Source organism: Haloarcula sp. H-hyl2 (genome assembly GCF_056934385.1).
In genome coordinates, this window is record NZ_JBRIIJ010000001.1 from 810098 (window position 1) to 823441 (window position 13344).

A 13344-nucleotide genomic window follows, 5' to 3' on the forward strand; every position below is an offset into this window, starting at 1 on the left:
CATGGTCACAGGGAACAGCTACGCGTCGTAACTCGCTACGATCTCGTCTGCGAGCGCCGACCACGTGTGGTTCGAGGTGACGTAAGAACGTCCCCGACGACCCATCTCACGCCGCTCTTCTATGTCGGTCCCCGCGAGGGTCTGGATCGCTTCTGCGATTGCTGCAGGCGTTGGTTCGTCCACACACACTCCCAGTTCCGAGTCAAGAACAAACGAAAACTCGGAGACCGCAGTCGTAATTATCGGCCGTTCACAGGCGAGATACTCGTAACATTTGATCGGGTTAGACGGTTTGTCGGGCGAGACCGCTCCGTAGAGGGCGTCGCATGCTGATATGTACTCGTTGACGCGCTCGTGATCGACGAACCCTGTAAACGTAACTACGTCGGCAATCCCTCTCCTGTCGACGAGCTGTTCGAGTTTGTCGTAGAGCGGTCCGTCTCCGACGATAACCGCATGAATAGACAGCGTCTCGTTGGCACGTTCGACTGCCTCGACGAACTCGGTCAGGAGATGCCGATCCTTGAGGCTGCCGACAAACCCAACGACGAACGCGTCGCTTTCGACATCGAGACCGATCCGATCACGGGCGACTGATCGTTCTATCGGACGAAACGTCTCCGGGTCGACTGCGTTTGGAAACACTTTCACTGCTGATTGGAACGAAAGCCTGTACGACTCCAGCAGTTCCCGAAGTTCTTCGTAGGCGACGTATACGTCGTCGGCCAGCAACGCATTGAATCGAACGACCTGATACACCAGAGATTCGAACCGGAGGTTTCGCCCGACCATACCGCGGACGAGTGCGACGTATTCAGCACCGATAACTTTCGCCACAAGCGGAGGGAAGAGTGTCGAGGGCCCCACCCGAGAGACGACGATATCCGGGCGTGACCGTCTTACCGCTGTGATCAGTCCCCGGAGTGTCGGGAGCTGTGCAGACAGATGCCACCTGGCCGTCAGTGTCTGTTCAGGTACAAACCACGTCTCGTTTACAGCCGATTTTACCGTCGCTGGTAGCCCATCTACCGGACGTGGACAGATCAGAGAGAGCGTGATGTCGGGGTGGTTACCCAACGCAGTCACGATTTCGCGGGTCGCAATATTCCCGCCGGATCTACCCGCTAGATCCATCGAAGTCGTAAAGAGAATATCCATACGGGGACCGAAGCCACTCTCCAAATTTAAACCACCGATTCACATGTATCCGAGGTCCTCGAGCTGTTCTTGGACCTGTTCTCCCGTTGCAGAGCTGTCCTGTGTCTCTCGCTCGTCGATCTCGGGTGCGTGTGTTCCACCAGCCAGTTCGGCTTCGATCGCGGCTTTGACATCCAGAACTGAATCGATCTCGGCCACAAGGTCCGCCGATGTCCCGGCAACCATCGCTTTCTCCGTGTGTAACCCGTCCTGAAGTCCGTGATCACTCACTAACAGCAGCTCGTCCGACTCGCTGAGGTCTGCTCGCAACTCTCCGACGAACTCGTCTAATTCCTCGTAGGCACGTTCCTGTAGCGCCGGGCGGCTATGGGCGACGTGGCCGATGAGGTCGAGTCCACTCGTGTATCCGAACACTAATTCATGACGACGGCCACGGAGGCCCCTCCGCGTACGAGCGATACGTATCATTGACATCTCCAGGCACTGTTCATAGAATTCAGCCGGGTCAGCGGACCGGTGACCGCCTGTCGCGTCTGGATCACGTTCGAACAGGCTGCCGAGATTTCGTCTGAGGTTGTGTTCACGGTCCTCGGACTCGGGATCGACCACGTAGTTCGGGACACCGATCGCCGTCGCATCGCGATCATCGAACACCGTCGAGAGATTGTTCTCCTTGTAGTATGTCGCAGGTATTCGGAAGGCGTCCTCTGCCGTATTGTTCAGAAACCACGCCCCGATTCGAGTCTGAACTGACGACGGAAGCACCCAATCAGCGAATCGGCTACCGATCTTGAGTAGTGGGTTTTGCCAGGCGACGCCGTCCGAAAGTTGCAGCCCGTGTTCTTCAGGTGGCAACCCGGTAATGATCGTCGGCCACAGTTCGTGTGTGCTCGGCTCGCCTTCGACACTGACGATCGTATCAATCGGCCGGTGTGCCGACAGCGTGAGATTCGGATGTGTATCGGGGTCGACAATCTCGGGATCTAATGCATCGATACCCAACACAACGAAAACCATTATTGCGGAACCAAGCTCCGGGACGGATTAAGCTTTTTCGGAGACGTTTCCGCGGGCCAGATGATTACTCACCGGTCTCGGGCGTCTCTGTCCGCCGTAGCATCTGTGGTGTTCCGTCTACACGCTGGACTGGATATCCTGGAGAATCGTCCGATATCGGTCACAGGCCGCAGCGAAACTATAGTCGGACTCGATCAGCGCTCTCCCCTGCTCGCTGATGGATGGCAAGTCAGCGTCGTCGAGTATCTCTGTGATGTCGCTTCGCAACGCCGCTGGATCGCGTGATTCGAGGAGAAACCCCGTTTCGCCGTCGCGTACCACGTCGGGAACGCCCGATACCGGTGACGCCAGGACGGGCGTACCACAGGCCAGTGCCTCCAGAATCGTCGTCGGTAGTCCCTCGGTGGGCTGGGACGGCAACACGAGCAGGGAGAGATCGTTCAACTGCTCGGGGACGTCGTCGTGGTCGACCCAGCCAGTCAGTTCGACCTGACCGGCGTCGATCTCGGCGGCGAGTTCCCCTTCCAACCACTCCCGGAGTGCGCCGTCGCCGATGAACCGGAAGGTGACGTCGTCGGGCAGGTCCCGAGCCACGGCCGCCAGTTCTCGGATGCCCTTCTCCTCGTCGAGACGGCCCAGAAAGCCGACCACGCGGTCCCGCTCGGCGTAGGGTGTCCGGACGTCGAACTCGTCCGTCCTGACGTAGCGGGCCCCGGTCGGATAGACGTCCGGTGCTTCGGGGTGGAGTTCGAGCTGTCTGGCCATCTCGGGAGTGTAGGTGACGACGCCGTCGGCCAGCCAGAATCCGGTCCGTTCGAGCAGTTCGACGACACCAGCTAGCATCCGGGCTAGAGGTATCGGCAGCCGCTGTTCCCAGGCGAGTCGGAGTGTCAACGGCACGTCGCCGCGTGGCTCGACGAGAACGGTCTTTCCCAAGAGCCTCGCGGCCAGGATCGGCAGGACGTACGACGTCGCGCCGTAGAACAGGACGACCTCTTCGTCGCGGTCCGCCAGCACCCTGCACATCCGGAGCTGGTTCAGGAGGAACCGGACGGCGGCGACGACGACCGAGTCACCGGCGCCCTTCTGTGTGAGCTCGACGAGTTCGCGTTTGTCGCGGATCTCCGAGTCGGCCGGGAGATTCGCCGTCACGAGCGCGACTCCCGTGATGGCGCCGAGGATATCGAGCAGGCTCCGGGTGGCATTCTCGCCGGCAGCCGCCAGCGGGTGCGTGACGACACAGACGTCCGGTAGCTCTCCGCTCATCAGTCACCTCCACACCGTCATCCCGTAGAGGTAGCCGGCACCCACCGCCCCGGTTAGCACGAACAGGAAGACGAGCTGGAGGACGCCAGCGACGGAGGGCGAGGTGACGATGCCGTCCAGCCGGTTGGGCACCGAGTCGAACAGCAACGACGAGAGGAACGCCGACTCGTCGCCGGTCGACTCCGGCACGAGCACTTCCATGCCACGTTTGGAGTACCCCTGCCAGAACGCCCGGTCGACGAGCCAGCCGGGATCGGTCCGGTAGTCGAATATCTTGTGGGCGATGACGGCGTCGGGGTTGTAGTAGACGCCGTAGCCGTACTCCTCTTTTAGCCGGGCACAGAACTCCGTCTCCTCGCCCTGGAGGTTCTTGTCACCTTTTCGGCCGCCGATCTCCTTCTCGAAGCCGTCCAGATCCTCGAAGACGTCCGTCCGGAAGGAGATGTTCGAGCCGAACGTGTTGCGGACCTCGCCTGGCTGGTCCGGGTCGCCGTCGGGACCGAACCCGAGATGCGTGACCCCGATGAGCCAGTAGAACTCCGCGGGCAGGAAGGCTGGCTTCCCTGCGACCCAGGCTGGCACCTGCTTGCCGCCGACGGCGGGCACGTCCTCGCGTTCGTAGGTCGCGACGAGTTCGGCCACCCAGTCCGGGGCGGCGATGGCGTCGTCGTCGAGGAAGGCGACGACGTCGCCGGTCGCGACCTCGGCGCCGTTGTTGCGACTGACCGCGAGACCTTCGTTCTCGTCGTTACAGTGGACCCGGACGTCCTCGTGGTCGCCGAAGTCGTCGCGGAACCGCTCGGCAACCGCCTCGTCGCCGTCGGAGACGAGCACGAGTTCGACGTCGTCGTGCGTCTGGTCGAGCACGCTCCGGGCGGCCTCGTAACAGTCAGTGTACCGGTCCATCGCGTGCGTGCAGACGACGACCGAGACGCGCATGCTCGCTCGTGTGCCGTGTGCCGTTTTAGGCGTTTCCATCCCCGCTCGCCGGAGGTCAAAAGGCTTATGCGCGCCATGCCAGTCTTTCCGTCCAATGAGTCAATGGCGGGGCCAATTCGAGGATAACCCCGAACTCGAGGCTGCCCTGGACAAGGTCGAGCGGTGGTACCACGTCCCTGTCCTCTTGGCACTGCTCGGGTTCATGCTGTGGAATCGTGTCCGCAACTGGCAGAACTTCGTCGTCGACGGTGAAGTGCTGTTCTCGGGGAACGACCCCTGGTACCACTACCGGACGACGGTGTATACGGTGCGCAACTGGCCGGCGACGTTGCCCTTCGATCCGTGGACGCAGTTCCCTATCGGCACGGCTTCCGGTCAGTTCGGGACGCTGTTCGATCAGGTCGTCGCGACCATCGCGCTGATCGTCGGCCTCGGGTCGCCGACCGAGAACACCATCGCGATGACGGCCCTGTTCTTCCCGGCCGTCCTCGGGACGCTCGCGGCGATCCCGATGTACGTGATGGGACGTCGCGTTGGTGGTCGACTCGGTGGTGTGACGGCCGTTCTGGTCCTGGCGCTGTCTGCTGGCTCCTTCCTGGGCCGGAGCCTCGTCGGGACGTTCGACCACCACGTCGCCGAGGCCTTCCTCCAGACCACGGCCGTGCTCGGGATGATGGTCGCAGTGACTGCTGCCAACCGGGACAAACCGGTGCTCGAACAGTTCCAGGACCGCGACGTCGAAGCCCTCCGTTCGACGGTGCTGTGGTCCGTCCTCACTGGGGTCGCTATCGCAGCCTACCTCTGGACCTGGCCGCCCGGTGTCCTCCTGCTCGGTATCTTCGGGGTCTTCCTGCTCCTGCGCCTGACTATCGAGTTCGTCCGCGGAAAGAGCCCCGAACACACGGCGATTACGGGTGCTATCGCCCTGGGGACCGCCGGAGTACTGACGACTGTCAGCCTGGATACACTGACGATCAGCGCCGTTCGACACTCCTTGCTCCAGCCGGGTCTTTCGTTCGCCGTCGCCGGTGGCTGTGTGTTCATGGCGTGGCTCGCCCGGTACTTCGATCGCGAGTCCCTGGACGCGAACCTCTATCCGGTGACCGTCTTCGGCATCATCGGCGTGCTGGCCGGAGTGACGGCAGTCCTCCTGCCAGACCTGTTCGGCTTCTTCGTCGACAACGTCCTCCGTGTCATCGGGTTCTCGACGAGCCCCACCGCGGGGACCGTCGGTGAGGCCCAGCCGCTGAACCCCAACAGCCTCTACCCACGGTACGGTCTCACCGTCTTCATCGCAGCACTCGGCGTCCTCGTCATCTTCGCCGAGCAGTTCCTCGCGAGCGACCCGGACGGGCAGGAGTTCCTGCTCGCGGTCTGGGGTATTTTCCTGCTCGCAGCGACGTTCACACAGGCCCGGTTCGGCTACTACCTCGTGTTCCCGATCGGCGCGATCACAGGGCTTCTGGTCGGCCGGCTGGTAGCCTGGATCGACTTCTCGTCGGATGGCTCGATCGAGGCCTACGAAGTGATGACGGTCGTCTCGCTGTTGATCGTCGTCGTCGCCCCGCTGGTCGTCGTCCAGCCCACGGCGGTCGATTACGGTAACTCGGCCGGCCCGAGCGAGGGCATCCAGAACTGGGACGACAGTCTCCAGTGGATGGAGGGTAACACGCCTGCTGTCGGCGCATACGGCACCGGTGACGAACAATCGCTGGACTACTACGGGACCTACAAGAACCGTGAGGACTTCGACTACCAGACCGGCGACTACGGTGTCATCTCCTGGTGGGACTACGGGCACTGGATCACGACCCGTGCAGAGCGGATCCCCAACGCTAACCCGTTCCAGCAGGGGACCACCGTCGCCTCGAACTTCCTGCTCGCACAGAACGAGACGGAGGCCAACGAGGCGCTTCGGCAGCACGACGAGGACGATGCCCGCACCCAGTACGCCGCGGTCGACTGGAAGATGGCCCAGGTCCACGCTGGCCGTGGCTACGGCGGGAAGTTCTTCGCACCGCCACAGTTCGACGACGACTCCACACAGGGCGACTACTACCAGCCCCTCATCGGCGGTACGGGGAGTGAGAACGCCCGCAACTACGTGTTCTACTACCGCACGCAGGACTACTACAACAGCACCGTCGTCCGCCTCTACGAGTACCACGGGAGCGGGGTCAGCGCCCAACCCGTGGTGCTGGACTGGGAGATCTCGACGGTGAACGGACAGTCCAGACGGGTCCCGGCAGACCAACCGATCCGGACGTTCTCCAACATGAGCGCCGCACGGGACTACGTCCAGCAGGACGGTACCGCACAGGTCGGTGGGTTCGGTGCGGTGCCGAGCCAGCGGGTGCCCGCGATGGAGCACTACCGCTACGTCGGGTCCAGTAACGGCAGTGCGTATCAGTCCTCCAGTCACAATCGCGCTGTCCTCACCGAGCTACAGGGTCTCAATCTGCCGCCACGCCGTGGCGCGAACGGCACCTGTGGCGCCAACCAGACGAAAGCCCCGATCGGCGGGACGACCTACTGTGTGCAGGACAACCTCGCGAGCGTCATGCACCACAACTCGCCGGCGTGGACGAAGATCTTCGAGCGGGTCCCCGGTGGAACCATCGAAGGGTCCGGTCCGGCCAACACGACCGTCCAGGTCAGCGTCCAGATGCGCAACACGCAGACCAACGAGACCTTCGTCTACCGCCAGCGTGCCCAGACCGACGATGCCGGGAACTTCGAGATGACCGTTCCGTACTCGACGACCGGCTACGACGAGTACGGTCCCGAAGACGGGTACACGAACGTCAGCGTCCGTGCGACCGGCCCCTATCAGTTCCAGGCGATCACGATCCAGGACGGCAGCATCACGCCGGTGGGCGCGACGGCCCACGTGAGTGAGGGCCAGGTCATCGGCGAGAACGACACCGCGACGACGGTCGAACTGCAGTCCGCACAGGCAAGGGCCAACAGCTCGAACAGTAACCTCTCGCCGGCGGCGCCGGCTGAGAGCTGATCGGTCGCTGGACCGTTTTCGACGATTTGTCGCCGATAACGACGGCTACAGTCCCCCTCAGTATCCACCCGATCGCATGATGGTCGTGCGATCGGTGTATCGATCGTTTCGACTGTAGCTCCGTGACCGGTGGTCTCGAAAAAGCGTGTGTGTCAGTTCGGCAAGGGATTGAACGACCCGTTGATGTCCCACTCGTGGAGACAGTGTGGGTTCCCGGCCTGTTTCTCGCCGTCCTCGACGGCGATGGTCCAACTGGTCAGTTCGTCGTCCCAGACGTCGCACCGACCACACCGTTCACACGTCCGTTCGTGGGGCGTTTCGATTGCTACCATATCCGGTGTCAGTACAGCGGCGCTAATCAGCGTGCCGGTCACGGACCGAGATGAGTCACGTCACCGATCCGTCTCAGAAATCGGGCAGGTCCTCCGCGTCGACCGCCTCGGCGTCCCAGTCGAGGTAGTCCGCTGCGAGGACGTCACAGACAGTCTGTCCGAGTTCCGTCAGTGCGGCGTTGATGCCCGAGACCGTCTCCCACGAGTCCAGGTCTGGGTGGAGATCCCGCTCGCGCCAGTTCTCCGGGAGGCCGGGTGCGTGATACCCCACCCGTCCCGCGAACGAGTCCCAGAAGAAGTCGAACTCGCGGACCAGATCGAGATCCTCGACGATGACCCACTCCTCGCGGTCGAGATCCGTGTGGGCCGCCCACTCGTCGAAGGCCTGTTCCCAGGCACCGTCGTCGAGGGCGGTCGCGAGTTCCGAGCGGCGATAGTCGTCGCCGTCGACCGACACGTCGTCGTACTCGTCGGTCCCGGCGCTCGGGGTGAGTGCTGGCGCTGCTGGCGTCTCGACGTCGAGTCCCATACCGGGCGTTCGGCGCCGACCGGGATAAATCTCTGCGCCGTCGGTCGCGTCCCGAACTCGGTCGTATCGGGGGCGACCTGTGATCAGCGCTCGTCGAGGACGACCGGGACACCCCGTTTCGCTACGTCGGTCGCGAACGCGCCGGAGTCAGCTTCCAGACTCTCGAAGGTGTTGTAGTGGATCGGCAACACCAGATCGGGGTCCATCGCCTCGGCCAGGTCGGCCGCGTCGTGGCGGTCCATGGTGTAGCTCCGGGCGATGGAGGGGACGAACAGCGAGACGTCCAGTTCGGCGTGGCCCTCCAGGACGTCCGAGTCGCCGGGCCAGAACACCCGCGTGTCGTCCAGCGCGAGCAGGAAGCCACAGCCGATGCCCTCCGGGTGGTGCGGGTTGCCCTGAGCGTCGGTGTTGGGGCCGTCGGAGTGGTTGTAGGCCGGCATCGTCCAGATCGGAACGTCGTCGACCAGGATGTCCGCCTCCATCGACACCGTTCGGACATCGTAGGGCAGGTCCGCGAGGCGATCCAGATCGCGGTCGGACTGGTGGACGTCGATCCCCTCGAACGCGACGACGGTCGCGTCGTCGTTGGCGACCCGGCGGATGCCGTCCGGGTCGTAGTGGTGGACGTGGGTGACACAGACGATATCGCCGTCCTGCGGGCGGTAGTCCTGTGCTGGCGGATGCCCAACTCCGGGCGTGTCGGGTTCCCAGTCGCCGGTCAGGACGCCGTACCGGCCGGGGTCGAGATAGACGACCGTCTCCGCGCCTTCGAGTCTGAGCGTCGCGTAGCCGAGCCACTCCGCAGTGATCCCGTCGTGTCTGATGGTCATACCGGACGGTACCGCCACGGGCGGCATACGCGTGTCGGTCCGGTCGCTACTGTGACTGGGCGAGTCGCTCGACCCGTGTGAGCGAGTCGGCGTCGTCGGGTGTCTTGTCCTCCCGGACAGCCAGAAAGCGCGGAAAGCGCAGAGCGTAGCCCGAGCCGTAGGTCGTCGAGGACTGGATCTCCTCGTAGCCCACCTCGAAGACGACGCTCGGGTCCAGCGTGACCGACTGGCCGTCCTCGGCGGTGATCTGCGGTTCCAGCCGCTCGGTTACCGCGTCGAGTTCGGCGTCGGTGAGCCCGGTCGCGACGTTCCCGACGGTCGCGTACCCCTCGTCGGTCCGGACACCCAGTTCGAAGGTTCCGAGGACGTTGGCCCGCCGCCCTTCGCCCCACTCGGCACCGACGACCACGCAGTCCAGGGTCTCGACGTCGGGCTTTCGCTTACGCCAGTGTTTGCCCCGTTTGCCGGGCGAGTACGTCGATTCGGGGTCCTTGAGCATGATCCCCTCGTGGCCGGCCGCGAGTGCCTCGCCCTCGATGTCGGCGATGCGGCCGGCGTCGTCGCTGGTCCAGGTCGCGGAGACGACGTCGCTCTCGGCGGGGAAGAGGTCCGCTAACCGGTCGTGGCGCTGTGCCAGCGGCGCGTCGAGCAGGTCCTCACCGTCGACGTGCAGGCAGTCGAAGGCGTGCAGGCGGACCGCGACGTCCTCACGGGCCTGTGCGACGTCGTGTTTCCGCCGGAAGCGCTTGAGCACCTCCTGGAAGGGGAGCGGGTCGCCGTCGTCGTCGACCGCGACGACCTCGCCGTCGAGGATGGCAGGCACGTCGAGCGTCTGCTCGACCGTCTCGACGACCTCCGGGAGCGGGTCGGTGACGTCCTCCATGTTCCGGGAGAACAGCCACACCTCGTCGCCGTCGTAGTGGACCTGGACTCTGGCGCCGTCGTACTTCCACTCGACGGCGGCCCGTTCCCAGTCGTCCAGCGCTCCCGTGACGGTGCCGGCCTGCGCGAGCATCGCCTGAACCGGTCGGCCGACCGCTAGCGTGATGTCGGCCAGCCCCGTCTCGCCGTGTTCGCGTGCGACCGTCGCCACCTCACCACAGTCGTTCGAGACCTGGAGCGCCCGCTCGACGGTCTCGACCGGGACTGCGAAGGCCGACGCAATCGCGTCTCTGACAGTCCCTTCGCCGACGCCGATGCGCATCTCTTCGAGGACGAGCCGTGCTAGATACCGCGCTTCCCCGCTATCGCAGCGGTTGAACAGCCCGAACAGTGTTTCGACCTTCGTCGACTGGCTGCCGTCTCCGTCGGCCGCCGCGAGCGCCGTGAGCCGGTCGGCAACCTCGGCGACGGTCAGGCTGTCCGTGGTGTCCGCACCGAATGCTGCGAGGCCCTGCTGGCCGCCGAAGTCGTAACTGGCCGCGACGGTCCCGATCTCACCCCGCTCTGCGAGGCGGGCCTCGACATCGTCGGCGTCGACGTTCTGACCTGCGGCGCGAGCGATGGCCTCGTAGCAGAGCCGTGGGCCGATATCCAGCGTCCGCGAGTCGTGGGCCGGGAAGACACGCCCCTGGACGAACCGTGCGACGGTCGCCAGGTCGTCGCCGGCAACCTCGAAGAGGTCGGTGACGGCCGCGACGATGTCGGTGTCGGCGGACTCCGCCTCGATGGCGGCAGCGCGCTCGGCGAAGGTTGCGAACTCCATCAGTGCTGGCTATCGGACGCGTGGTCCTAATACTGCCGGCTATCCCTTCGTGACGGATTGTGCCACCCCGGCCATCGCCACGTGCGTATAGCCGGTAGTAAAACCCAGCGTCACGCTCGCAACTGGACGGTCACCGAGACGAACTCGCTCTGGCCCGCCGCGGGGTAGCGTCGGTCGGTGTCGCCGGGCGGTCCCGAGAACCGATAATCCAGACGTTCGTTCCCGTTGGTATCTAGATGCGGAACCAGGACGACATCTCTGTTCGGATCCGGTGTGCTGGTCAACTGGATGGCGACGTCCTTGTGGGTCCCCGCTTCGAGGTACTGTGAGGTACCGATCACCTTCCCGTCGGCCTCGTAGGCGTGGACCACCACGAACCCGCCCGAGGAGAGCGACACCGAGTCGACGGTCAGTTCGCCGCCGGTGGCAGTGGGCTGGTCGACGGTCAGCGAGGCGACCGGGGAGGTGAGCAGGAGGAACGCGACGTAGGCGACTCCCAGCAGGATGGCAGCGTGTTTCGCCCCGTCCTTCAGCGTCCCCTCACCGAGCTGGCCGCCGATGAACCCCGTCAGGATAGCCTGGATGATCGCAGTGTGGAAGAACACGAGCGTGTAGGCGGCCTTGTCGACCCGCCCGAACCGCGCGAACTGCTCGGCGTTGACCCCGAGGCGGTTCGAATCCGGCGTCGCGATGTTCGAGGGGAGCGCCGGCACGAGGACCTCCTGGACCGCGACGATGATGACCAGGAACACCAGGAACGAGATGTAGATGACCACGAGGTAGGTGAGCATCTGCTCCCGCCGTCGTTTCCGGAGCTTCGTGTCCGCACGGGCCTGGTTCGATGCGATGCGGAGGACCGGCCCGAGTTGCCCGGAGGAGTGCATCGCGTTGGTCAGCAGCGTCACCACGCGGGTGATCGCCGTCGTCCGGATCCGTCGGCCGAACCGGACCAGCGCGTCGTCGACGTTGGCCCCCATCGAGATATCGGCCCAGATACGGTCTATCTCCGGAGTGAGGACGCCGATATCGCTCCCGCGGAGCCGCCGGAGACTCTCGACGATGGTCATCCCGGCCTCGTTGAGGCTCGCGAGCCGTTCGAGCAGTTCCGGCGTCGCCGCCTCGATGCGGTGGATCCGCCGCGTGTAACTGTACCGGACGATTGCGAACGAGCCGAGCACGAGCAGGAGCGACTGGATGACCAGGTCGTCGAGCAACCGGATGTTGACCTGCGTCGTCTGGAACGCCTCCGGTGCGCGGAGCGCGAACAGGAGCAGTGCGACCGGTACGGCGGCGTAGAGGATGCGCGTCGGGTTCCAGAGCAGCGATTCGATCGGCGACTGGAGCGTCCGCGTGACCGCTTTGAACCGGTCGTAGGTCTGGAGCCGTGCCAGGTTCTCCTGTGCGGTCTGGCTGACGCCGCCGTCTGTCAGCTTGGACAGCGAGGGAGTCTGCGAGGGCTTGCCGAAGGTCGCAGTCTCGTACCGGTCGAGCACACTCGTGGTCCCGCTGTCGCCGATACCGAGAGCTTCGAGCTTCTGTGCCAGATAGACCATGAACCCGGCGTTGGCCAGTGGGATGACCAGGTACGCGAGCAACTGGAGGATCCACAGCGTATCCGTCGTCGTCAGCCCGAACACGAGCAGGATCGTGATGAGGAACAGGACGGCCGCGACGAAGAGGGTCACGTAGGCCTCCGCGATAGTCGCGAGCCGTTCCAGCAGTTCGGCCTGTCGTTCTGCGGCCTCCTCGTGGTGGCGCTGGTGTTGCTCGTGGAGGAACGACGACAGCGATTGGCCGCTCTGGAGGACACTCGAGAGGTTCTCGGAGAACGTCTTGAACGTCTCGCTTGGGGTCCGGTGGGAGACGTGACTGAGCGACGTGATCATGTCGCGGCCGAACAGATCCATCTGCCGGACCGCAACGCCGACCTCCCGTGCCGCCTCGCCGTAGATCTCTTCGTTTTGAGCGAGTACGCGCATCACCTCCGGGAACGCCATCCCGCCCCGCGAGAGTGCGTACATGAACGCGATGGTCCGTGCCATCCCTTCGTCGATGCTGCGCTGGCGGACCTCGGCGTCGCTCTTCGGGAGTTCCCAGCGCATCGTGTAGGTCACGACGGCGGTGACGGTGCCCGAGAGGACACCACCTGCGATCAGAACCACCAGTGTCTCCTGTGGCTGCAAGACGAGTTCGAACCCGCGGATCCCGAGCGCGTTCACCATCGTCGGAGGCAGCCCCATCAGGAGGTCGACGATACTCGGCACTGCCAGCAACAGGCCACCGAAGACGTACGCACCGGCCAGGGCGCCGCCGATCGCGCTCAGTCCGGTAAAAAAGAGCGTCCGCGAGGCGTAACTCCGGTAGCTCTCCCCGATGAAGGCCGCTTCGAGCTGGCGCTGGCGCTCCGGGGATTCGGAGACGTAGCGACCGAAGACCCGCCGCGAGTACCGCGTCAGCCGCCGGTCGAACGACTCGCTGACCGAGCCCAACAGGACGAACCCGACGATCACCACGAGACCGGCAAGCGGTGCCAGGCCGAGCGGGTTCAGTGCCAT

General features: G+C 64.3%; 10 protein-coding genes. 1 reads left to right on the forward strand and 9 read right to left on the reverse strand.

Features of this window, described 5'->3' with window-relative positions; translation table 11 throughout:
• Positions 1-18: 18 nt before the first annotated feature.
• The 4 genes from Hhyl2_RS04235 to aglG form a co-directional block, all read right to left on the reverse strand.
• Positions 19-1158 carry a glycosyltransferase gene (locus Hhyl2_RS04235; RefSeq protein WP_483549484.1) on the reverse strand — a complete coding sequence of 380 codons (1140 nt, stop codon included), beginning with the start codon at positions 1156-1158 and terminating at the stop codon, positions 19-21.
• Positions 1159-1197: 39 nt separating this feature from the next.
• Complete coding sequence (locus tag Hhyl2_RS04240) at positions 1198-2175, reverse strand: alkaline phosphatase family protein (RefSeq protein ID WP_483549485.1); 978 nt, start codon at positions 2173-2175, stop codon at positions 1198-1200.
• A gap of 117 nt (positions 2176-2292) precedes the next feature.
• Positions 2293-3441 (reverse strand): glycosyltransferase family 4 protein, encoded by a 1149-nt coding sequence (locus Hhyl2_RS04245; RefSeq protein WP_483549486.1) that lies wholly within the window; start codon positions 3439-3441, stop codon positions 2293-2295.
• Positions 3442-3444: 3 nt separating this feature from the next.
• Positions 3445-4380 carry a glucosyl-dolichyl phosphate glucuronosyltransferase gene (gene aglG, locus Hhyl2_RS04250; RefSeq protein ID WP_483549487.1) on the reverse strand — a complete coding sequence of 312 codons (936 nt, stop codon included), beginning with the start codon at positions 4378-4380 and terminating at the stop codon, positions 3445-3447.
• A gap of 94 nt (positions 4381-4474) precedes the next feature.
• Here aglG and Hhyl2_RS04255 point away from each other — a divergent pair, with 94 nt between their 5' ends.
• A complete protein-coding gene (locus Hhyl2_RS04255; RefSeq protein ID WP_483549488.1) occupies positions 4475-7393 on the forward strand; it encodes an oligosaccharyl transferase, archaeosortase A system-associated in 2919 nt (972 codons plus the stop codon).
• A gap of 152 nt (positions 7394-7545) precedes the next feature.
• On the opposite strand, the gene Hhyl2_RS04260 is transcribed toward Hhyl2_RS04255, so the two are convergent.
• From Hhyl2_RS04260 to Hhyl2_RS04280, 5 genes are all read right to left on the reverse strand, one after another.
• Positions 7546-7725, reverse strand: a complete 180-nt coding sequence (locus tag Hhyl2_RS04260; protein WP_483549489.1) for an HEWD family protein — start codon at positions 7723-7725, stop codon at positions 7546-7548.
• 73 nt (positions 7726-7798) lie between these two features.
• Positions 7799-8254 (reverse strand): DUF7992 family protein, encoded by a 456-nt coding sequence (locus Hhyl2_RS04265; RefSeq protein ID WP_483549490.1) that lies wholly within the window; start codon positions 8252-8254, stop codon positions 7799-7801.
• A gap of 83 nt (positions 8255-8337) precedes the next feature.
• Positions 8338-9084, reverse strand: a complete 747-nt coding sequence (locus Hhyl2_RS04270; protein WP_483549491.1) for an MBL fold metallo-hydrolase — start codon at positions 9082-9084, stop codon at positions 8338-8340.
• 46 nt (positions 9085-9130) lie between these two features.
• Positions 9131-10789 carry an ATP-dependent DNA ligase LigA gene (gene ligA, locus Hhyl2_RS04275; RefSeq protein WP_483549492.1) on the reverse strand — a complete coding sequence of 553 codons (1659 nt, stop codon included), beginning with the start codon at positions 10787-10789 and terminating at the stop codon, positions 9131-9133.
• A 110-nt stretch (positions 10790-10899) separates the two neighbouring features.
• The gene (locus Hhyl2_RS04280) at positions 10900-13344 is read right to left on the reverse strand and encodes a type II secretion system F family protein (RefSeq protein WP_483549493.1); all 2445 of its coding nucleotides are present in this window, start codon (positions 13342-13344) and stop codon (positions 10900-10902) included.